Genomic DNA, 21,514 nt, shown 5'->3' on the forward strand with positions numbered 1-21,514 from the left:
AGCCCGCGCGCCCCATCCATCTCAAGACTTTCACCGAGGCTTCTTCGTGGCGAACATCAAGTCCCAGATCAAGCGCAACAAGCAGAACGAGAAGGCTCGTCTGCGCAACAAGGCGGTCAAGTCGTCGCTGAAGACGGCCGTCCGCAAGTTCCGCGAGGCCGCGGAGCAGGGCGATGTCGAGCAGGCTGTGGCCCTGCAGCGCGTCGCCGCCCGCCAGCTGGACAAGGCTGTCAGCAAGGGCGTCATCCACAAGAACCAGGCGGCGAACCGCAAGTCGGCCATCGCCAAGCAGGCCGCCGCACTGGCCAAGTAGGTCAGGCACTCGAACGCCGCACTCCCGCAGGAGTGCGGCGTTTTCGGCGCGTCCGGGAGCGTCTCCCCCATACTTCGTCTAAGAGAGTAACACCACCCTTTTCGTGTCACAGTTTCGATATCACGCAGGCATCGCCGCAGCGTATCGGCTGTGTCACCGCCCCTTGCCCCGATCCGTACTTGTACACAAGGGTTCACTTAATCGGGTGAAGGGGGCCAGATGCGGGGGCCGTTGGTCGTCAAACGGGCGTTCAGCGAGCCACTGCTGTTACTGGCCGCGTTCGGCTCCATCCTGCTGGCCACCACCACCCTGGTCGCGCTGACCATGTACGCCTCCTCCATCGCCGACATCGGCGTGCGCCGCACGATGGAGACCGCGACGCCGACCCAGAAGGCCGCCACCGTGAGCACCTCGGTGTCCGCCGAGACCTTCCCCCGCTTCGACCAGGCGGTACGCGCCGAGGTGGCCAGGGCCTACGGCGGCGCGCCCGCGCAGATCACCACCAGCTTCCGCTCCGACTCCTACACGATGCCTGGCCAGGAGGGCCGCAAGACCCCTGAGCTGCTGCGCTTCGGCAGCTACGAAGGCCTCGACCAGCAGGCCGAGCTGATCTCCGGCAGCTGGCCGAAGGCGGGCGGAGACGTGGTGGAGGCGGCCGTCTCACTGCCCGCCGCCTCGGCCACCGGCTTCAAGGCCGGCCAGGTGATCACCACCGAGGGCCGGCTCGACCACACCAGGATCCGCGTCCGCATCACCGGCGTCTTCCAGCTGCACGACCCCTTCGGCGACCGGTGGAGCGGCGAGCGGCTGCTCGGCCGCGGCGTGGAGCAGGGCGGCTTCACCACCTACGGGCCGCTCATGGTGGCACGCGAGACGTTCCTGAGCCGCTTCGCCACCAACGTCGCCGTCACCTGGACCGCGGTCCCCGACCTGCGCTCCATCACCCCCGAGCAGCTGCGCCCCTTGGCCGGCAGGGTGGCGCGGCTGCACGACCGGCTGGCCGCCGCCGGCTGCGCGAACTGCACCGCGAACAGCCGCCTGCCCGAGCTGCTCACCCAGCTCGACACCGCCTCCCTGGTGGCCCGCTCCACCATGCTGATCCCGGTGCTGCAACTGCTCCTGCTGGCCGCCTACGCGCTCATGCTGACCGCCCGCCTGCTGGCCGACCACCGCCGCATGGAGGTGGCGCTGCTGCGCTCGCGCGGCGCGGGAACGCTCCGCCTGGCGTTCCTGGCCGGCGGCGAGGCCCTGCTGGTGGCCGTGCCGTGCGCGGTCGTCGCGCCGTTCCTCGGCCCGCCCCTGCTCGGCCTGATCAACGCGCTGCCCTGGATCAAGGCCTCAGGTGTACGGCTGGCGCTGTCGGCCGACGCGGGCGCGTTCCTCGTGTCGGCGGCCGTGGCTCTCGCCTCGGCGATCCTGCTGGTGCTCCCGGCGCTGGCCGGGGCGCGCCGTACCTATGTCGAGGAGCAGGCGGCGCGCGGGCGCGGCGGCGGGCGCGGGCTGATCGAGCGGGCGGGCGCCGACCTGGCGCTGCTCGTGGTCGCGGGGCTGGCCATCTGGCAGCTGCAGCACTACGGCGCGCCGGTCACCGCGACGGCCGGCGGCGACCTGGGCATCGACCCGCTGATCATCTCCGGGCCCGCGCTGGCGCTGCTGACCGGCGGCATGCTGGGGCTGCGGCTGGTGCCGCGCATCTCGCGGGTGGCGGAGAAGGTGACCGCCAGGCGGCCGGGCCTGGCTCCGGCGCTGGGCGCCTGGCAGGTGAGCAGGCGGCCGCTGAAGTACGCGGGTCCCGCGCTGCTGTTGACCATGGCGGTGGCGATCGGGATCGTCTCGCTGGCCACGGCGTCCACCTGGCGTGCCTCGCAGGCCGACCAGGCTCGCCACCAGGCGGGCGCCGACCTGCGGCTGGCCGGGCCGCCCGACGGCCCTGAGCTGGGCACGTTCGGCCGCGGCACCGCCTTCGCCGCGCTGCCCGGCATCACGGCGCTGTCCCCCGCCTACCGCGGTCTTGTCGACCTCGGCTCGCAGACCGCCACGCTGATCGGCCTGGATGCGGCCAAGCTCGACCAGTTGCTGCAGCTGCGTCCCGACCTGTCCGCCCGCAGCGTCGGTGAGATGTCGAAGGCGCTGGCGGCCGCCCGCTCCGCGGGTGACGCGCTCGAGATCCCCGGCAGGCCGTCCCATCTGCAGGTGGAGGCGCACGCCACGGGCAAGGCGCCGCTGCGCATGATGATCGCCGACGCGCTCGGCGTGTGGCACGAGGTCTCGCTGGGTGTCCTGCACGAGGGCGACAACCGGTTCGACGTCGATCTGGCGAAGCTGGCCGGATCCCGCGGGAAGATCACCTACCCGCTGTCGATCCGCGGCCTGGTCGCCAACCCTCCCGAGTCCGGGACCGTGCGGATCACGGCCTCTGTGCTCGGCCGGCCGTACAGCCTGGAGGTGACGGAAGCCCAGCCCGTCTCCACCGCGCGGCGGGACGCGCGGCCGCTGCCGATCGTGCTGACCGCCGACCTGGCCGCATCGCTCAAGCTGGCCGACGGGGCGACCGGACGCCTCAGCATGGACGGGCGCGTCATCGACGTCACCGTGGCCGGGATCGTCGCGCAGATGCCCACCTCGGCCGGGCAGCCGGCCCTGCTCGCCGACTGGACCACGCTGCACGATCGCGACCTGGCCGCGGGGTTGATCCCGCGGCCGGCGACGGAGTGGTGGCTGGCCGCGCGTGACGGCGACGCCTCCCAGGCCAAGGCCGTGCTGCAGGCCAGGCCGCAGTGGGACGTGACCGCGGTCGACCAGCGAGAGCTGGCCGCGCAACTGCGTGACGACCCGCTGGCCAGCGGGCTGCAGGGGGCGCTGATCCTCGGCTTCCTGGCGGCGCTGGTGTTCGCGGCGCTCGGGTTCCTGGTCAACGCGACGGTCGCGGCGCGCGAAAGGATGGCGGAGTTCGCCATCCTGCGGGCGCTGGGGGTGAGCTTCCGGCAGATGTTCGGGCTGCTGGCCATCGAGCAGACCTTCGTCATCGGGCTGTCGCTGGTCGCGGGGACCGCGCTGGCGGTCGTGGTGGGCGTGCTGGTCGTGCCGCACATCGTGCTCACCGGGCAGGCCGCCGCGGTCACCCCGGGCGTGCTGCTCGACATCCCGTGGCCGGCCACGCTCGCCATGCTCGCGGCGGTGGCCGCGGTGCTGTTCGCCATCGTCGCCGGTCTCGCCAGGCAGCTGCGGCGGCAGGGCTTCACCAGGGAGGAACTGTGAGACCCCTGCAGCTGGCCCGGGTACACCTCGGCGCGGTGGCCGTGCTGTGCGTGCTCACGCTCAGCGCCTGCTTCCTGGTCGCGGGACTGCCGCGGGCGCTGCAGGCCTCCTTCGACGCCGCCATGCGCGAGGCGCTCGGGCGGGCGCCGGCCGAGCAGCTCGACCTCACCGTGCGCTCGGTGTCGAACTCGCACGCCGACGACCTGACCGAGCTCGGGCAGTTCCAGGACAGGGAGAACCGCTTCCGCAAGGTGCTGCCCGCCCCGCTCAGGCCGATGGTCCAGCCGCAGGGCAGCGGCACCAGCCATTTCAGCGCCAAGACCTTCCAGACACCGGTGCAGGGCTCCGGCGGCAAGAGGTTCGTCAATCTGGGCTGGCTGTCCGACGCCGACAAGCGGGTGGACTGGATCCAGGGCAGGCCGCCCGGCCCGCCGGGCAAGACCACGTTCCAGGGCCACCCGATCACGCTCTTCGAGGTGGGCGTGGCCGAGGAATCCCTCACCCAGATGGGGCTCGCGCCCGGCCAGCAGAAGATCATCGGCGAGAGCGACTACGCCGCCGTCAAGGTCGTCGGCGTCTTCCGCGCCAAGAACCCCGCCGACCGTTACTGGAGCCACAACTTCGACGTCCTGCACGTCCAGCTCGTGCAGCAGCCCGGGGCGCTGGAGCCGGAGAAGCACACCACGGCGCTCATCTCCACGGCCGGGCTGACCGCGCTCAGCGGCGCCGACCGCAACCTGGAGTACTCCTGGGTGCTCCCGGTCGACCCGCGCACTGCCAGCGCACTTGACGTGCCCGGGCTGCGGGCCGCCGTGAACGACTTCGGGCGGGTCGCCATGCTGCAGGCGGTGGGCTCGACCTCGCAGTACCGGCTCGATTCCGGGCTGGCCAAGCTGCTCGGCGACTTCCTGGTCGCCATGGCCACCGCTCAGACCGTGATGTACCTGGTGCTCGGCGGGCTCCTCGTGGTCGCGCTCGGGGTGATCGTGCTCGCCGTACAGCTGCTCGCCAGCCGGCTGGACACCGCGCTGGCCCTCATGCGGGCCCGCGGCGGATCGCTGTGGACCGTCGCGGGCACCGGGGCAGGGGTGGTCGCGCTCGCGGTGATCCCGGCCACTCTGGCGGGATACGCGGCCTCCTACGCGGTCCCGGGGCCCGTTCTGCCGATCGTCCACATCGCGCCGGTGCTCGTGCTGGTCACGGCGGTGGGCTTCGCCTGGGGCTCGCTCGCCATGGCGCACAGGACGCCGCTGCACTCGGCGCGGTCCGACGTGGTCACGGCCCGGCCGTCTGCCAGGCGGATCACGCTGGAGGTGCTGGTCGTCGGCCTGGCGCTGGTGGGCGCCTACCTGCTGCGCACCCGCGGGCTCACCACGAACGTCGCCGAAGACGGCCAGGACCCCTTCCTGCTGCTGGTCCCGATCGCGCTGACGGTCGCCGCCGCACTGATCATCCTGCGCTGCTACCCCTACCCGCTCAAGCTGGTCGTACGGCTGGCGTCACGCCGCCGGACCGCCGTACCGTTCCTGGGCCTGACCCGGGCGGCCAGGGCGGGATTCGGCAGCGTGCTGCCTGTCCTCATCCTGCTGCCCGCGCTGGCGGTGTCGGTGTTCGCCGCCGTGGTGTCGGACGGGATCGGGCAGACCCAGGTGCTCGCCTCCTGGCAGCGGATCGGCGCCCCGGTCAAGGTGAGCCTGTCGCGGGAGATCCCCGCCGACGCGATCGAGCGGATCCGGCGGGTCCCCGGCGTGACGGGCGTGGTGCCCGCCCAGGCGGACACCGTCCAGATCGGCTTCGGCGGCCAGCGGGCCGACATCCTGGCCGTCGATCTGGGCCGGTGGCGGCAACTCCTCGGGAACGCGCCGATCTCGCTGCCCATGCCCGGGTCCGTGTCAGGCATCCCCGCCCTGGTCTCGCCCGACCTGCGCGGCCGCGGGACCTTCGAGATCGGGTGGCAGAGCAGGTTGAAGGTGACCACCGCCGGGGTGATCACCTCCTTGCCCGGGTTCTTCACCGAGGGCAAGTACCTGGTCGTGCCCTACGAGACCAACCGGCGCCCAGCCCCCAACACGCTGCTGATCGGCGGGGACGTGGATCCCGCCGCGATCACGTCCGCCGCTCGGATCCCCGAGCTGGAGGTGCAGTCGCGGGCTCAGACGCTGGCCGCGATCCAGAACGATCCGCTGACGGCGACCGTACGACAAGTCCTGCTCATCACGATGATCGCGCTGACCTGTTACGCGCTCGTCGCGGTGATCGTCACGCTCGTGGTGGGCGCGGCCGACCGGGCCAGGGCACTGTCGTTCCTGCGCACGCTCGGGCTCTCCGCGCGCCAGGCGCAACTGCTCACCGTGCTGGAGATCTCCCCCATGATCGTGATGACCGCCCTGGCCGGGCTCGCGCTGGGACTCGGCCTGCCCGCCGCGCTCGGGCCCGGCGTCGACCTCTCGGTGTACGCCGGGGGGCTGACGGTAGGCCAGTTCGGCCCCTCCTCCGTGACGCCCGTCGCGCTCGCGGCCGGCGTCACCGCGGTCGCCGTCCTCGGCGCGTACGCGCACACCACCATCAGCCGGCGGCGCAGCCTCGGCTCCGTCCTACGAGTGGGTGATCTCGTATGAACCCGACACTGTCCGAGCTCGAGGCGCAGGCCACCCAGGAGAAGGCCGCCTTCGGCGGCGACGCGCACATCGTCTGCGACAACCTGGTGCGCATCTACAAGACCGAGGGCGTCGAGGTGGTCGCCCTGCAGGGGCTCGACCTGCTCATCCAGAAGGGCGAGCTGGTCGCCATCGTCGGAGCCTCGGGCTCGGGCAAGTCGACGCTGCTGAACGTGCTGTCGGGGCTGGACGTGCCGACCGCAGGCGTGGCCAAGGTGGCGGGGATGGACCTGCTGGCGATGACCGCCAAGGACCGGCTGCGCTACCGGCGCTCGGTGGTCGGGTTCATCTGGCAGCAGACCGCGCGCAACCTGCTGCCCTACCTGACCGCTCGGGAGAACGTCGAGCTGCCGATGCGGCTGGCCGGCGGCGCACGCCGCGGGCGGGCCCTCGAGCTGCTCGAACTGCTCGGGGTCGACTACTGCGCCGACAGGAAGCCACCGGAGATGTCCGGCGGCGAGCAGCAGCGGGTCGCCATCGGCGTCGCGCTGGCCAACTCGCCGCAGCTGATCCTGGCCGACGAACCCACCGGCGAGCTCGACAGCGAGACCTCCGGCGACGTGTTCGACGCCCTGCGCACCGCCAACCGCGAACTCGGCGTCACCGTCGTCATCGTCACCCACGACCCGCTGGTCTCCTCACAGGTCGACAGGACCATCGGCATCCGCGACGGGCGCACAAGCAGCGAGACACTGCGCCGCGAGGACGCCGAGGGGCAGATCGTCGCCGAGGAGTACGCCGTGCTCGACCGGGTGGGGCGCCTGCAGCTCCCCCGCGACTTCATGAACGCCCTGCGGATGGAGCGCCGGGTGCGCCTCGAGCTCGAGTCCGACCACATCGGCGTGTGGCCCGCCCGAGAGGAGCCGTCCAATGAGTGAGCCTCTGGTTGTCGTCGAGGGGCTGCGCAAGGTCTACCGGACCGGGCCCAAGGAGGTCGTGGCGCTGCGGGAGGTGTCCTTCCAGGCTTTCCCCGGCGAGCTGATCGCCATCCGCGGGCGCTCGGGGTCCGGCAAGACCACCCTGCTCAACCAGATCGGCGGGCTCGACAGGCCCGACGCCGGGCGGGTGGTGGTGGCCGGGCAGGAGGTCACGTCGCTCTCCGAGGACGCGCTGCTGGTGTTGCGCCGGGACGTGGTGGGGTTCGTCTTCCAGTCCTTCGGGCTGATCCCCGTGCTCTCCGCGGCCGAGAACGTCGGCGTGCCGATGCGGCTGGCTCGCATGCCGGTGCCCGAGCGCGAGCAGCGGATCAGCATGCTGCTCGCGCTCGTGGGGCTGGAGCAGCACGCCAACCAGCGGCCCTACGAGCTGTCCGGCGGGCAGCGGCAGCGGGTGGCCATCGCGCGGTCTCTGGCCAACAAGCCGCGGCTGCTGGTGGCGGACGAGCCCACCGGGCAGCTCGACTCGCAGACGGGGCGGCAGATCATGCAGCTGCTGCGGGCGCTGGTGCGGAGCGAGGGGGTGACGGCGCTGGTGGCCACCCACGATCCCAGCCTGATCACGCTCGCGGACCGGGTCCTGGAGATCAGCGACGGGGTGCTTCGCGAGTCGGCCCTTCAGGAGTCCTGAGGCTCCCGCGCTCCTCGATTTACGGGTCTGCCCTCTCCGTGCGCGGCGCTGCCTTCTTCCTGTACGGCGCTGCCCCCTTCGTGCGCGGGGCTGCCCCCCTTCGTGCGCGGGGCTGCCTTCTTCCTGTACGGCGCTGCCCTTTTCGCGCGCGGGGCTGCCCCCTTCGTGCGCGGGGCTGCCCTCTTAGTGCGCGGGGCTGCCCTCTGCGTGTACGGGGCTGCTTTCTTGGGCGGCGGGGATGCCCAAGATCGTGGCCAGGTTCGCCACCGCGACCAGGACGCCGCCCACCACCATCGTCGTCGTGACGCCCGCCAGCCCCGCCAGCGGAGCGGCCACCGCCAGCCCGAACGGCCTGGAGGCGAACGAGATCAGCTGGTCGAACGACCGCACCCGGCCCAGGGCGTGCTCCGGGATCTCGTTCGCCACCACGGTCTCCCACAGCGGGCTCAACAACCCCAGCCCGAACATCGCTCCCGCATAGGCCACCGCGATCCCCCACGCGGGCAACGGCACGGCCAGCGCGGCCATCGGCAACACGTACAGAGCCGCGCAAGCCTGCACCACCACCAACGCCCGCCGCGTCCCCACTCCACCTCGCACTCCGTCCCGCGCCCCGGCACCCGCCCCGTCTCGCACTCCGTCCCGCGCCCCGGCACCCGCCTCGTCTCGCACTCCGTCTCGCGCCTCACCGGGCCGCTCGACTTCTCCCCCCGCGCCCTTCCGCCCCTCGCCACCTCGGCCCGGCGCGCCCGCCCCCACCCCACGCACCACAGCCGAGATCCGCACACCCGCCACGTCGTCGCTTACCTGGCCCGCCGCGCCCTCCCTACCGGCAGCACCAACACTCCCGCCCTCTCCCACTGCGCCCACGCCCAGCCCTCGACCACGCCCCTGCGCCGCGTCCTCCCTGCCGACAGCACCGACCTTCCTGCCCATCGAGCCCACGCCCTCGCGGCCACGCTCGTTCTCCCTGATGGCGATGCGCAGAGTGGGCCCCCGCCCGATGGCGGGGCGGTTGCGGGGGCGGAGGATCGGGAGGCGGGGTGCCATGAAGACGCCCGCCACGAGGCCGACCGTGCCGCACTGGACGATCAGCACCCAGCTGGACTCGCCCCCAAGACTGCTGACGGCCATGAGCGGCCCGAGTGTGAGGAACAGCCCGGCCATGAAGTGCCACACCCCGTGCCCGAGCACGCTGGTCAGGAACCACGGCCTCCGCCGTACCTCGCGCCACCCCTCCACCAGGTCCCGGCCGAAGGACGCGGTCTCGGCGTGACGTTGCGGCCGTGCCGTACGCACACCTCCGAGAGTCATGGCCGAGCAAGCGAACAGCACCGCCGTGAGCAGCGCCGCCCATCCAGGCCCGGCCACCAGCACCAGCCCACCGGAGATCGCCGGGGCGACCACGCCGGACAGGCTGGTGGCCACGCCGATGCGGGCGTTCACGCGCAGGCGGTCGGGGCCCTGCACCACCGCCACCACCAGCCTCGGTACGGCCGGCGAACCGAAAGCCACCGCCACACCCGCCACGCCCGACAGCACCGCCAGATCCGGAATCCGTGTCACGCCGAGCAGCAGCTCGACGCCGATCGCGACCTGCGTCAGGCCACGCACCAGGTCGGCGGCCAGCGCGACCCGCTCGGGCCTGAACCGGTCGGCCAGCACCCCACCCACTGGGAGCAGGACCAGCATCGGCAGCAGCTCGCACGCCAGCACCAGCCCCAGCGCCTGGGCCGACCCTGTGGCACGCAGTACGGCGAGCGTCAGCGTCGTCGGGATCAGAGCGGTGGCGAGCGCGGACACGGAGCGCCCCACCAGCAGTCGCGTGGTCATGGACGTGACGATATTTCGTTGGCATATCTTTCGTCAACAAAATACTTGCTGGCGTATCGTTGCTGGGATGGAGGACTCGGTCGATCGTCACCTGGCGCGCTGGCGCGGTAAGGCGCCCTACGACGAGCAGGTGGAGGCCATCGTGACGCGCATGCAGATGCTGGTTAAGCACCTGCGCGCCGCGAAGGAGGCCTCGGTGGCGGGGGCGGGCCTGCAGTACTTCGAGTACGACACGCTCCACCGCCTCGTCGCCCACGGCGGCTCGGCCACCCCCACGGAGCTTGCGGAGGAGCTCATGCTCTCGCCCGCCGGCATGACCGGCCGCCTGGACACCCTCGAATCCTCGGGCCTCGTCCGCCGGGTCCGCAGCACCACGGACCGCCGCCGCGTGGACATCGAAATCACCGACAAGGGCCACGACCTCTGGACGGAAGCCATGTCCTTCCAAGGCGACGTAGAAACCGCCCTGATCTCCACCCTCCCCCCCGAAGACCAAACCACCCTCAACACCCTCCTCAAACACCTCCTAACCCAAGCCGAATCCCACCCCCCAACCCCCCACTAACCCCACCCCGCCCCCACGCAACACCCTGCGCCACCCAGCACCCCGGCTGGACGTCCACACCCGATACCGCTCATATCCCCGCGACTCATTCCCGCGCGACGCTCACACCCGAGCCTCCGCGCCTCGCCCACACCCAGCACCTCATTCCCGCGCAACCCCCACACCCGAGCCTCCGCGCCTCGCCCACACCCAGCACCTCATCCCCGCGCGACCCCCACACCCGAGCCTCCGCGCCTCGCCCACACCCAGCACCTCATCCCCGCCCGCCCCAGCCTGCGCACGCCCCATCGCCCGCCCGCCCATCTCGACGTCCGCTCATCCCACGCCTACGCATCTTCGCGCTCACCCCGCGCCTGCCCCGCCGCCAGAGCCCACCACGCCAGGACGCCCGACGACCACGCAGCGCGCTCAGGCCCCATGCCTGGCACGTGCCCAGCATCGGCGTAGCAGCTGGCCACCCACGCGGTCACCGCCAGGGTCCTGTGCACCCACGATCCAGCCCGCCACCCAGGCGCAAGCCCTTACCGGAGCCCGGCTGCCGCGCGCGCCGTGGGCACAGCGGCTACGGGGGCCGGAAGGTGACCCCACTGAGGCAAGCGGCCACGAGAACCGGACAGTCACCGTACTGGGGCAAGCGGCCACGCGAGCCGGGCCGTGAACGTACTAAGGCAAGCGACCATGCGAGCCGGGCCGTAAACGTACTAAGGCAAGCGACCACGAGTGTCGGACGGTGACCGTACTAAGGCAAGCGGCCACGAGGGCCGGACAGTGACCGTGCTGGACTTAGCGGCCTGTGCGGTTGGCGACGATGCGCTGGACCGTGTGTTCGAGGGCGTAGGCGGGGTCGGCGCCGCCGCCCTTGACCTGCTCGTCGGCGGCGGCCACCGCCTGGATAGCACGCGACAACCCCTCGGGACCCCAGCCGTTGAGCTGCCGTTTCACGCGGTCGATCTTCCAGGGCGGCATGCCAAGGTGGCTCGCCAACTGCCCGCCCCGGAGGTTGCGCGGCGCCCCGCCCACCTTGGCCAGCGAACGCAGCCCCCCGGCCAGCGCACTCACCAGCAGCACCGGCGCGACCCCGGTGCCCAATGCCCAGCGCAGTTGCTCCAGCGCCTCGGCCAGCCGTCCCTCGACGGCCGAGTCGGCGACGTTGAAGCCGGTGACCTCCGCCCGCCCCTTGTGATAGCGGGCGACGGCGGCCATGGTGATCGTCTTGTCCTCGGTGTCGTACCTCAGTTGGCTGCAGGCCGCCGCCAGCTCCCGCAGGTCGTTGCCCACGGCGTCGAGCAGCGCCTGCGCGGCGTCGGCCGCGATGCCACGCCCGGCCCGCTTGATCTCTCCCTTGATGAAGTCGAGCCGCTCCCCCGGCTTGGTGATCTTGCTTATGGTGACCACCTGGGCCCCGGCCTTCTTCACCCCGTCGACCAGCGCCTTGCCCTTCACACCCCCCGGATGCACCAGCACCAGCACGGTGTCGTCCGATGGTTGCTTGGCGTACGCCACGACCTCGGCGATGATCTCCTTACCCAGGTCCTGCGCGGACCGGATCACCACGATCGACCGGTCGCCGAACAGCGACGGCGAGGTGAGCTGGGTCAGCTCCCCCGCGCCGACCTTGGATCCGACGAGGTCGTGCACGTCGGCGTCGGCATCGACCGCCCGCGCGGCCGCCACGACCGCGCTCACGGCCCGCTCGGCCAGCAACTCCTCATCGCCGACGACCAGAGTCACCGGTGCCGGATCGGTACGCGCCATGCCGAGCAGCATGCCACGCCCCACCGACAACCCGAAACTCATCCCCAAACCCGCGCGAGCAGCCAGAGCGCCCGCCGTACCCCCGCGCGGGCGATATCGGAGGCCCGCGGGCGCACGCGACAGGAGCGCGCGGCCGAGATAGGCAGCAAGGAACCGAGCGGGGACGGTCGTGAACGGTCGAGGCCGGCGTAGGCGGCGAAGGACCGAGACCGGACGTCCATGGCGACACGGGCGTCTGGGGACCGAGTCGGTGCTGTCATAGACGCAGTGCCGGCAAGGACCAAGCCGGGGCGGGAATGAAGGCCAAGCCTTCGGCCCCTGGCTCCACACCTACAATCACCACCGAGCACACACCGCACTCGGCGGCCACCCATCCGCCGCCCGCGTACCTATCCTCTCAGGTCAGTACAGCTTGAGGTTGTGGGACGTCATGGGCCGCGGGCGGCGATGGCGAGAGTTCCGTTGTGGGCGATGACGGCTAGGTCGCCTGATTTGTCTGTGCGGTAGACGCGTGCTCCAAGGCGGTTCAGTAGCGCGAGCGTTGACGGGGCCGGGTGGCCGTAATCGTTGTCGGCGCCCACGCTGATCAGGGCGGCCCGGGCCCCGACCGCGGCGAGGAACTCGGGGTCCTGGCGTGCCGAGCCGTGGTGGGGGACCTTCAGGATGTCGGACGTGGGGGCGACCCTGCGCAGGATCTCCGCCTGGGCCTCCGTTTCCACGTCGCCGCCGAGCAGCACCGAGCCGGCGCGCCAGCGTGCCCGCATCACGACGCTGGAGTTGTTGATCACGCTTCCTTCGCCTTGCCCGCCAAGCTCGCCCGCCCCGGGATCGGGCGCAAGCACCGTCAGCTCGCATGGCCCGAACACCCAGCGCATACCCGGACTCGCCACCCATTCCGGCACGTGCCACCGGCCGAGCTCCGCCACGATCCGCCCGCTTTCCTGAGGGGCCGTACGCCGCGGGCTGACGACCACCGCCCCTACCCGCCGCCCACGCACGACCCCAGGCAGCCCGTCGACGTGGTCAGCATGCGGGTGCGTGAGCACGACCAGCGGCACATCCCGCACCCCCAGTCGCCGCAGGCACCTGTCCATCACATCCGGGTCCGGCCCGGTATCCACCACCACCGCCCTTCCGTCCCCCGCGGCCAGTACCAGCCCGTCCCCCTGGCCCACATCGCAGACCACCATCAACCAACCCTCGGGCGGCCAAGGCGCAAGAACGGGACGTACGGCGAGCACCGCCACCAACGCGGCACCCGCCACGGTCAACGCGACCGCCCGCCAAGCCCGCCGCCGCCAGACGGGGACCGCCACAGCCACAGCCACCCCGAGCAGGACCAGCCCCACCCACCCGCCGGGCCACGGCACGCTCGCCAGCGGCATCCCCACCGCCCACCGCGCGACCTCGATGATCCACCCCACGGCGTAACCAGCGGGCACGACCAGCAACCGCGCCCCCTCCGGCCACACAGGCGCGACCAACGCCGCCAGGAACCCCAACAGCGTCGCCGGTGCCACCGCCGGCTCGGCGAGCAGATTCGCAGGCACGGCGACCAACGTGATCTGCCCCGACATCAACACCAGAACCGGCGTAACCGCCACCTCTGCCGCAGCCGCCACGGCCACGGCCTCCCCCACCCACCTCCAGACCCACCCCCGCCCAGCCCCGGAAGCCGCACGACCGACCACCCTGTCCCGCATCCACCCCGCCCACTCCCAAGCCCAGCGTGATCCGGTACGGCTGGCCGATCCGTAAGCCCCAGAGGGCGAATCGCGTCGGCTGGCCGATCCGTGAGCCGCGGAGGGCGAATCGCGAGCCACGAAGCGCCGCGTACCCTCGGCGCCAGGACGCAAGCTGCGGGCGCCTCCCACGGCTTCCGGTAGTGGTTCACCCAGACCCGCATTCCGTGGAGCAGGCATCGGAGAGGCACCTACTGCGGTCGGGATCATCCGCTCGGTGGGGGTGGGGTGGGGGGTGGCTGGGGGTGGGGTGGGGTGGCGGGCTGTGAGGCGGGATCGCCAGCGGGGGGCCAGGAGGAGGATGCCGGCCGTGGCTGCTACCGAGAGGGCGAAGCCGTAGGAACGGGCGAGTTCCGGGTCGAAGAGGATCAGGAGGAGGACCGAGGAGGCCAGGGCCGCAAGGCCGTCCTTGGCTCGGCCCGTACCGAGGGCCGTCGCCGCGATCAGGCCCATGAGCAGGGCTCGCAGGACGCTCGGCGACGGGCGGGCGATCACCGTGAACGCGATCATGGCGGCGGCGGCCAGGCCCGCCCGCCACGCGAGCGGGATTCCCGCCAGCCGGGACAGTGCGATCACCGCGCCTGCGACGATTGCGAGGTTCGCGCCGCTTACGGCGTTCAGGTGGCTGAGGCCCACCTCTTTGAGGTCCGCCGACACCCGCGGATCCATCCGCGAGACGTCCCCGACGACCAGCCCGGGCAGGAGGCCGCGTTGGTCGGCGGGCAGCACGTTGGACGCCTCCCGCAGGCCATCTCGGAAGCGGCCCGCCACGGTCTGTATCCACGACGGCTCGCCCAGCACTCGTAGCGGTCCGTGTACCAGCAGGATGCCGCCGACCAGCTCGCCCGCATCGGCCCTGGCCAGCCGCCCGTCGACCCGCAGGCGTTGGCTCGGCAGCAGACTCCGCCACTCGCGACCGCTCGCGAATACGACGACGGGCGTGCGTACGGCCAGCCGTACCGAAGCCGTCTCGATCACCTCGACGTCGGCGGGGACCACCACGCTTTCCTGCTTGAAGCGTCCTCCCTTCGGCGCGCGCACCTTGGGATCGTCGGTCAGTACGATCTCCGCCGCCACCGGTGATCCGCGCTTCGCCAGCTCGGCCACGGGGCCTGTAGTGACCGCGTACAGCCGAAGCCCCACGACACCCGCCGTGGCCGCCATGCACCCCAGCAGCCCGATGACCACGTAGCGCCAGCCCGCCGACGATTGGACCCGCCCCAGCCACTTCTCGGCGCGGAGAACAAGGGCCTCGGGCACCCTGGGCGTGATGCGAGTGCCGTCGATCCACGCCACGGCTGCGGTGGACAACGTGAGCGCTCCGGCCACCGTGAATGCCGTCCCTGTCGAGCAACCCAGAAGCACCAGGGCGGTGGCCCACGTCGCCAGGGCTGGCGGGACAAGTACCCACGAACGCCCCGCTCCGAATGCGGTCGGATGTTGAGGCGCCTCCCCAGGTGGGGCCGCCAGGCTTCGGGCCAGGTCGAGCAGACGCATCAGCGCAGGGCTCGGAGGGTTCGGCCGTGTGGGGTTCCGTCGTGCAGGCATGGGCTCCTGGCAGTGGTCGGTGTGCGGCAGAGGGAGACGAGGTCATCGGTGACCAAGGCGGATCGGGCATTACGGAGGTGGCGGGGAGTGGCCGAGGATGGGATGCCGCGATCGCGATCGCGGTCTGCTGGGTGCCGAGGTAGATCACCCATCACGGATGCGACGCACGTCCCCGGAAGGGATGTCGCGATCGATTGGCAGGGACCAACGGGGCTCCCGCATCACAAGGGCGGCGCGCATTACCGGGAAGGGATGTCGCGATCGGGATCGAGGGCGTCAAGATGTTCTGCCGCTGACCAGGTTGGACTGCCGCTGAGCGGGGTTGGGATGGCGTTGAGCGGGTTGGGATGGCGTTGGGGTGGTGGGCTTAGATGTGGACCTTGGGTTTGAGGGCTTCGAACTTTCTGGGGCCTATGCCGGAGACCTCCCGGAGTTGGTCGATGGTGCGGAAGCCGCCGTGGGTGGTGCGGTAGTCGATGATGCGGCCGGCCAGTACTTCTCCTACGCCGGGGAGCTGTTCGAGTTCGTTGAGCGTGGCGGTGTTCAGGTCGATCGAGGTCGTGGCCGGGTCGGCGAGGGTGGGGTTGGCGGGCGGGGCTCCTGGGGGTTGGGGGCCGACGATGATCTGCTCGCCGTCCACCAGGCGGCGGGCCAGGTTGATGGTGCCGGGGGTGGTGCCCTGGCGGAGGCCGCCTGCTGCTTGGAGTGCGTCCGTCACCCGGGAGCCGAGGGGGAGGGTGTAGACACCGGGCTTGCGGATCTTGCCGGTGATGTCGATCGTGACTGTGCCTGTGGGGGTTGGGGTGGGGGCGGGTGGTTGGGGGGCCGCCGCCGGAGGTGGCGGGAGGGGTTGCGGCTCGGGTTGGGAGCGCCAGACGTAGAGGGCCGCGACGATCGCCGCGACCACGGCTACGGCGAGCAGGATGCGGACGCGGGGGTTGGCGGGGGTGGTGATGCCGGCCGTACGGAAGGCTTGGAAGGTCGGCGGGATGTCGGGGGGCGTCTCCTGGAGGGGGCGGCGGTGCGGGGTGGTGATCGACCGTAGCCGGGACTCGGCTATGGCCTGCTCGGACGTGGGGTCGGGCGCGCGCACGGGATGAAGGTACGTGGGGCTGGGTGGGGTGGCGGCGGAAGAATCGCGTTCTGTGGATAGAGCGGGTCGCTGCCCGGGTCGCTGTGGACGAGCGCGCCCTGAAGATCCAGCTGGGGCTCGGGCACGCCAATGGACCTGCGGCCCTGGCACGGTCTTCCGGGGATAGGGCTGCGTGCTTCGATTGACGCTCGCCCGGTCCCGCGAGCGGCAGACTCGCCCGGCGAAGACATAGACCCGAGTCGACGGTCTAACTACCCGTGGCCAGACGCTCAACGCCGTGCTCGTCGGCCCGGGACTCGATCAAGGTCCACTGGCAGGGCCCGGTCGAGCGCCGCAGCGCTCACCTCAGCCCGCCATAGCATGGCGAGCCACAGCTCGGGCGGGCCTACCGACGGGAGGCAGGGGTGATGGTCAGGCCCAGCATGCCGGGGCCCACGTGGATGCCGATCACGGGGCCGACTTCCACTGTGCGGAGATCTGTGAGGGCGGGGATGCGGGTGGGGAGGGTGGTGGCCAGGGCTTGGGCCTTGTCGGGTGCCGCCAGATGCTGGATGGCGATGTCAACGGGACCGGAGCCGGCCGCTTGGACCGCCAGGTCCTCCAGGCGGGCGATGGCCCTGGCGGAAGTGCGGACCTTTTCCAGGGGGAGGATGCGGCCATCCGTGATGTGCAGCAGAGGTTTGATCATCAGTGCGGAGCCGACGAGGGAGGCCGCCGTGCCGATGCGGCCGCTGCGGCGCAGGTGTTCGAGGGTGTCGACGTAGAAGAACGTGCGGGTGGCGGCAGCCGTACGGCGGGCCGCTTCGGCGACCGCCTCGAGAGGTTCGCCGGCGATGGCCACCCGGGCGGCCGCGAGGACCGGGAAACCGAGGCCCATCGCGATGGAGCGGCTGTCGACGACCTCGACCGGGATGGGGGCTTCGGCGGCGGCCAGGCAGGCGGCCTCGAAGGTGCCGGACAGCTCGGCCGACAGATGTACCGAGACGACGCCCTCGAAGCCCTGGGCCGCCAGCTCGCGGAAGAGCGCCAGGAAGCGCTCGGGCGACGGCCTGGAGGTCGTCGCGCCGGAGAACCCACGCCCGACGCTCGAGGAAAGGGCACGCCTGGCTTCCGTGGATCCGCCAGAAGGGCGAGCCATCGCGCGCCCCGAGCAGGGCACACCAAACGGAAAATCACCCTCATCCCACGAAATACCGTCATAAATCACTTGCACGGGGACAATCCACACACCAGGCGAATCAACCAGGTAAGAGGTGGAATCCGTGACAACGGCGACCGAGGGCGGCATACCCCGAGATTAACGACTACTGAACGGGCGTCCCACCCTGCCACACCCGCCGCGGCTTCAACCCGAACGCCCACGCGAAGGCGCCCTCGTGGTCCGCGTCCCACTGCACGATGTCCGCCAGCCGCCCGGGCGCCAGCACCCCACGGTCAGGAGCGCCCAGCACCGTGGCACCGCCCAGCGTCGCCGCACGCAGCGCGTCGTTGACGCTCATCCCGAACGCCGAGACCGCCATCGCGATCACCAGGGACATCGAGGTGATGCCGCAGTATCCGGGGTTGTGGTCGCTGCCCAGCGCGATCTGCACGCCGTGCTTGATCATCTGCCGGACCGGCGGGATCTGGCCGCGCTGCTGCGCCGTGGCCGGGCACACGACCGCGGGCACGCCGTATCTCGCCATGATGGCGATGTCCTCGTCGGACAGGTGGTGCAGGCCGTCGGCGGAGGCGCAGCCGAGCTCGGCGGCCAGCTGGATGGCGCCGCGGCGGCTGAAGAGGCCGGCGTGGATGCGGGGCAGCAGGCCGACGTTGCGGCCGGAGGCCAGCACCCAGCGGGACTCCTCGGTGGTGAAGTGGCCCTCGTCGCAGTAGACGTCCACGCTGTCGGCGCCGGCGGCGGCCGCGTCGGCGCACCAGGCGCCCACGGCCTCGACGTACTCGCGCTGGCGGCCGAAGTATTCGGGCGGGACCACGTGTGCCGCGAGGAAGGTGACGTGCACCCGCGGCATCATCGGCTCCTTCTCCAGCTCGCGCAGGAGCCGCACGTCGGCCAGCTCGCCGTCGCGGGTGAGGTGGTAGCCGGTCTTGGCCTCGACCGTGGTGGTGCCGCCGAGCAGCCAGGACCGCAGCCGCTCGCGCACGCCGTTGCACAGGGTCCACGGGTCGGTGCCGCGGGTCACGGTGACCGTGGAGCCGACCCCGCCGCCCGCGGCGGTGATCGCGGAAGAGGTGGAGCCCCCGGTGCGGATCGCCAGCTCCGCATAACGATTACCGGCGTAGACCGGATGGGTGTGCGCGTCGATGAGGCCGGGCGTGACGAGCGCGCCGCCCAGGTTCTCGACGTGGTCGACGTCGACGATGTCGTCGACGACGCCGGGGACGCTCTGCGGCAGGTCGGGCGCGCGGCCGACCCACGCGATGCGGTCGTTGTGCACGAGGATGGCCGCGTTGCTGAGGACCTCGTTTCCGGTCCAGAGGCGGCCGATGTTGGTCAGCAGGCGAACGGTCATCGCATCACCCCACGGACAGAGCGCAGCACCCAGCGCACGGCAGCCGCCGCGCCCACTGAGTCCGCTCCGGGTCCGGACGACATGGGGGTCTCCTGCTCTCATCCGCGTAAGACTGCGGTGACCTTATCGCTGGACTCATGATCCGGCGATTTCAGTTCAGTTACGTTATTTCACAGGTCGGCTTGCTGTACAGGGCTATTCGGAAGAAAACCCAATCGTCCCCGTGGCCCCCGCATGCTTCATGCTTCACAGCAGCCATCATCCGAAACCGCGCCATTAGTGTCGTAAGGCTTGGCTCATGGTAGCAACCCCGGCCGCACACGACCACTGCCGCCTTTGTGCAGGTTTGAGGGGTACGGCGATGCCGCGCCGTACCCCTCAGGTCAGGTCAGGGCCCCTCAGGACACCCGCTCGACCGGCTTACCCACCTTCTCCAGCTCCTGGAACAGGCTGGGCAGTACCCGGGCGTGCAGGATCGTCCCGTCGGCCTCGTGCACGACGGAGAGCACCTCGCCCTCCTTGTGCGCCCGCGAGATCAGGTCGCCGCGCTCGTACGGGACCAGCAGGTGCACCTCGTGGTCGAGCCTGGGCAGCCGCTCCTCGATGAGCCGCATGAGCTCGCCGATGCCCGCGCCGGTGCGCGCGGAGACCACGATGCTGTCCTGGCCGAACCGCCTGGCCAGCCGGTCGAGCGTCTCCTGCGGAGCGGCGTCGGCCTTGTTGACCACGATGATCTCGGGCACGTCGAGCGCGCCGTCGATGTCGGCGAACACCTCGCGGACCGCCGCGATCTGCCCCTCGGGGTCGGGGTGCGAGCCGTCGACCACGTGCAGGATCAGGTCGGATTCGGCCACCTCCTCCAGCGTCGAGCGGAACGCCTCGACGAGCTGGTGCGGCAGGTGCCGGACGAAGCCCACCGTGTCGGCCAGGGTGAACAGCCGGCCCTCCGGCGTGCGCGAGCGGCGCACGGTCGGGTCGAGGGTGGCGAACAGCGCGTCCTCCACCAGCACGCCGGCGCCGGTCAGCCTGTTGAGCAGGGACGACTTGCCGGCGTTGGTGTATCCGGCGATGGCGACCGCCGGGACCTCTCGCGCGGTCCGGTGCGAGCGCATCGTCTCGCGCGCCACCGACATGCCGGAGATCTGCCGGCGCAGCTTGGCCATCCGCTCGCGGATGCGCCGCCGGTCCAGCTCGATCTTGGTCTCACCGGGGCCGCGGCCGCCGATGCCGACGCCGCCCGCGGCACGACCGCCGACCTGCCGGGACAGGTTGCCACCCCAGCCGCGCAGGCGGGGCAGCAGGTACTGCAGCTGGGCGAGCTCGACCTGGGCCTTGCCCTCGCGGCTCTTGGCGTGCTGGGCGAAGATGTCGAGGATCAGCGCGGTCCGGTCGATGACCTTGACCTTCACGATCTCCTCGAGCTGGCGCAGCTGACCGGGGGTCAGCTCGCCGTCGCAGATCACGGTGTCGGCGCCGGTCGACTCGACCACGTCGAGCAGCTCCTGCGCCTTGCCGGAGCCGATGTAGGTGGCGGTGTCGGGCTTCTGGCGGCGCTGGACCAGGCCCTCGAGCACCTGGGAGCCGGCGGTCTCCGCCAGCAGCTTCAGCTCCAGCAGGGAGTTTTCAGCGTCGACGGCCGTGCCGGAGGTCCAGACGCCCACCAGGACCACCCGCTCCAGACGGAGCTGGCGGTACTCGACCTCGGTGATGTCTACAAGTTCGGTGGACAGACCCGCCACGCGGCGCAGCGCCTGACGCTCCTCCAGGTCCATCTCGCCGGTGTCGAATTCAGGGTGCATTCGTGTCATCTCTAATAGGGAACGTCTGGACGCATCAGAATCATCCCCCGCCTGACGTCCCTCGTCACCTGGTTATCCCGCCGCGACGTCCACGTCGCCGGACCCGGCGTCGACCGAGATCTTGTGCGAGGAACCGGAGTCGCTGGGCAGAGTGACGTTCTTGTCCCCGGAACCTATGTGGGTCTTGACGTCATACGAGCCGTTCGGCACGCGCAGGGTGAGATCGCCGGATCCGGTCTTCATATCCACGTTGTCAGGCTGCGCGGCGTACTTCAACTCGATGTTGCCGGAACCGTCCTCGGCGAAGAGCTTCTTGCCGCCCAGTCCCGAACCGTCGATGTCGCCCGAGCCGGCGTTCAGCGTGAGGTCGCCGGTCAGCGAGCGCAGCGTCAGGTTGCCGGAGCCGACGTCGGCGTCGAGCTTGACGCCCTTGGGAATCTCGATCTTGTAGTCGACGCTGCAGCTGCCCCAGTTGGAGGGGCAGTCGTAGGTCATGAACAGCGTGTCGCCGTTGACCTTGTGCTGCGGCTTCGGCTTGCTGTCGCGCCACTGCAGCGTCTCGGTCACACGGATGGCCGTGCCGTCGTACTCGCTGATCACGCTGTCGCCCGAGCCGCTCTTCAGCTGCAGCGCGGTCACCTTGTCGGTGACCTGATAGTTCTGCGTCTCCTGGTTCGTCGGCCCGCCGATGCTCTTCAACCCGCACCCCGTAAGCAGCAGCGCCGACGCGAGCAAGCCACCCGCGATCACCATCGTCCTCATACCGGGAATCCTCCCGTGCCGCCGCGCGGCAGGCATCAGGGATCACCCGGGGGGAACCCCCACCTTTGACCCCTGACAACCCATGAAGTAGCTTCACTTCCATAATTCAG

Annotated in this window: 14 protein-coding genes and 1 pseudogene; 7 read left to right on the forward strand and 8 right to left on the reverse strand. The window is 71.0% G+C overall.

Going from position 1 to position 21,514, the window contains the following annotated elements; all coding sequences use genetic code 11:
• Positions 1–46 precede the first annotated feature (46 nt).
• From rpsT to ACIBHX_RS29655, 5 genes are all read left to right on the forward strand, one after another.
• On the forward strand, positions 47–313 hold the full coding sequence (rpsT, locus tag ACIBHX_RS29635) for a 30S ribosomal protein S20 (RefSeq protein WP_397070580.1): 267 nt from the start codon (positions 47–49) through the stop codon (positions 311–313).
• A gap of 219 nt (positions 314–532) precedes the next feature.
• Positions 533–3,571, forward strand: a complete 3,039-nt coding sequence (locus ACIBHX_RS29640; protein WP_397070581.1) for an FtsX-like permease family protein — start codon at positions 533–535, stop codon at positions 3,569–3,571.
• Positions 3,568–6,189 carry a hypothetical protein gene (locus ACIBHX_RS29645; protein ID WP_397070582.1) on the forward strand — a complete coding sequence of 874 codons (2,622 nt, stop codon included), beginning with the start codon at positions 3,568–3,570 and terminating at the stop codon, positions 6,187–6,189. Before ACIBHX_RS29640 ends, ACIBHX_RS29645 begins: the two co-directional genes overlap by 4 nt.
• Positions 6,186–7,106, forward strand: coding sequence for an ABC transporter ATP-binding protein (locus ACIBHX_RS29650; protein WP_397070583.1), 921 nt, complete (start codon positions 6,186–6,188; stop codon positions 7,104–7,106). The genes ACIBHX_RS29645 and ACIBHX_RS29650 overlap by 4 nt, the downstream gene beginning before the upstream one ends.
• Positions 7,099–7,794: an ABC transporter ATP-binding protein gene (locus ACIBHX_RS29655; RefSeq protein WP_397070584.1), complete on the forward strand. Its 696-nt coding sequence runs from the start codon at positions 7,099–7,101 to the stop codon at positions 7,792–7,794. The genes ACIBHX_RS29650 and ACIBHX_RS29655 overlap by 8 nt, the downstream gene beginning before the upstream one ends.
• A gap of 183 nt (positions 7,795–7,977) precedes the next feature.
• Here ACIBHX_RS29655 and ACIBHX_RS29660 read toward each other — a convergent pair whose 3' ends face one another.
• The gene (locus ACIBHX_RS29660) at positions 7,978–9,627 is read right to left on the reverse strand and encodes an MFS transporter (RefSeq protein WP_397070585.1); all 1,650 of its coding nucleotides are present in this window, start codon (positions 9,625–9,627) and stop codon (positions 7,978–7,980) included.
• Between the two features lie 67 nt (positions 9,628–9,694).
• Here ACIBHX_RS29660 and ACIBHX_RS29665 point away from each other — a divergent pair, with 67 nt between their 5' ends.
• Positions 9,695–10,192 carry a MarR family winged helix-turn-helix transcriptional regulator gene (locus ACIBHX_RS29665; RefSeq protein WP_397070586.1) on the forward strand — a complete coding sequence of 166 codons (498 nt, stop codon included), beginning with the start codon at positions 9,695–9,697 and terminating at the stop codon, positions 10,190–10,192.
• Between the two features lie 783 nt (positions 10,193–10,975).
• Here ACIBHX_RS29665 and holA read toward each other — a convergent pair.
• Positions 10,976–11,959, reverse strand: coding sequence for a DNA polymerase III subunit delta (holA, locus tag ACIBHX_RS29670; RefSeq protein ID WP_397070628.1), 984 nt, complete (start codon positions 11,957–11,959; stop codon positions 10,976–10,978).
• Between the two features lie 292 nt (positions 11,960–12,251).
• On the opposite strand from holA, the pseudogene ACIBHX_RS29675 reads away from it, so the two are divergent.
• Positions 12,252–12,359, forward strand: a pseudogene (locus tag ACIBHX_RS29675) (IS481 family transposase); the annotation flags it as partial.
• 16 nt (positions 12,360–12,375) lie between these two features.
• On the opposite strand, the gene ACIBHX_RS29680 reads toward ACIBHX_RS29675, so the two are convergent.
• From ACIBHX_RS29680 to ACIBHX_RS29705, 6 genes are all read right to left on the reverse strand, one after another.
• Complete coding sequence (locus ACIBHX_RS29680) at positions 12,376–15,018, reverse strand: ComEC/Rec2 family competence protein (protein WP_397070587.1); 2,643 nt, start codon at positions 15,016–15,018, stop codon at positions 12,376–12,378.
• A gap of 586 nt (positions 15,019–15,604) precedes the next feature.
• On the reverse strand, positions 15,605–16,330 hold the full coding sequence (locus tag ACIBHX_RS29685; RefSeq protein WP_397070588.1) for a helix-hairpin-helix domain-containing protein: 726 nt from the start codon (positions 16,328–16,330) through the stop codon (positions 15,605–15,607).
• Between the two features lie 385 nt (positions 16,331–16,715).
• Entirely contained in the window at positions 16,716–17,468 is a 753-nt protein-coding gene (locus ACIBHX_RS29690; RefSeq protein WP_397070589.1) for a DegV family protein, read from the reverse strand.
• A 166-nt stretch (positions 17,469–17,634) separates the two neighbouring features.
• On the reverse strand, positions 17,635–18,843 hold the full coding sequence (hutI, locus tag ACIBHX_RS29695) for an imidazolonepropionase (protein WP_397070590.1): 1,209 nt from the start codon (positions 18,841–18,843) through the stop codon (positions 17,635–17,637).
• 398 nt (positions 18,844–19,241) lie between these two features.
• Positions 19,242–20,651 carry a GTPase HflX gene (hflX, locus tag ACIBHX_RS29700; protein ID WP_397070591.1) on the reverse strand — a complete coding sequence of 470 codons (1,410 nt, stop codon included), beginning with the start codon at positions 20,649–20,651 and terminating at the stop codon, positions 19,242–19,244.
• A gap of 63 nt (positions 20,652–20,714) precedes the next feature.
• On the reverse strand, positions 20,715–21,404 hold the full coding sequence (locus ACIBHX_RS29705) for a DUF4097 family beta strand repeat-containing protein (protein ID WP_397070592.1): 690 nt from the start codon (positions 21,402–21,404) through the stop codon (positions 20,715–20,717).
• Positions 21,405–21,514 lie beyond the last annotated feature (110 nt).

The organism is Nonomuraea sp. NPDC050536 (assembly GCF_044457685.1).
Taxonomy (GTDB): domain Bacteria; phylum Actinomycetota; class Actinomycetes; order Streptosporangiales; family Streptosporangiaceae; genus Nonomuraea.

Excerpts from the sequence above, each read along its gene's own strand:
- ACIBHX_RS29650 (WP_397070583.1), top strand. The coding sequence starts at position 6,186 with ATGAACCCGACACTGTCCGAGCTCGAGGCGCAGGCCACCCAGGAGAAG.
- ACIBHX_RS29690 (WP_397070589.1), bottom strand. The coding sequence starts at position 17,468 with ATGGCTCGCCCTTCTGGCGGATCCACGGAAGCCAGGCGTGCCCTTTCC.
- holA (WP_397070628.1), bottom strand. The coding sequence starts at position 11,959 with ATGCTGCTCGGCATGGCGCGTACCGATCCGGCACCGGTGACTCTGGTC.
- hutI (WP_397070590.1), bottom strand. The coding sequence starts at position 18,843 with ATGACCGTTCGCCTGCTGACCAACATCGGCCGCCTCTGGACCGGAAAC.
- ACIBHX_RS29705 (WP_397070592.1), bottom strand. The coding sequence starts at position 21,404 with ATGAGGACGATGGTGATCGCGGGTGGCTTGCTCGCGTCGGCGCTGCTG.
- hflX (WP_397070591.1), bottom strand. The coding sequence starts at position 20,651 with ATGACACGAATGCACCCTGAATTCGACACCGGCGAGATGGACCTGGAG.
- ACIBHX_RS29665 (WP_397070586.1), top strand. The coding sequence starts at position 9,695 with ATGGAGGACTCGGTCGATCGTCACCTGGCGCGCTGGCGCGGTAAGGCG.
- ACIBHX_RS29655 (WP_397070584.1), top strand. The coding sequence starts at position 7,099 with ATGAGTGAGCCTCTGGTTGTCGTCGAGGGGCTGCGCAAGGTCTACCGG.
- ACIBHX_RS29660 (WP_397070585.1), bottom strand. The coding sequence starts at position 9,627 with ATGACCACGCGACTGCTGGTGGGGCGCTCCGTGTCCGCGCTCGCCACC.
- ACIBHX_RS29640 (WP_397070581.1), top strand. The coding sequence starts at position 533 with ATGCGGGGGCCGTTGGTCGTCAAACGGGCGTTCAGCGAGCCACTGCTG.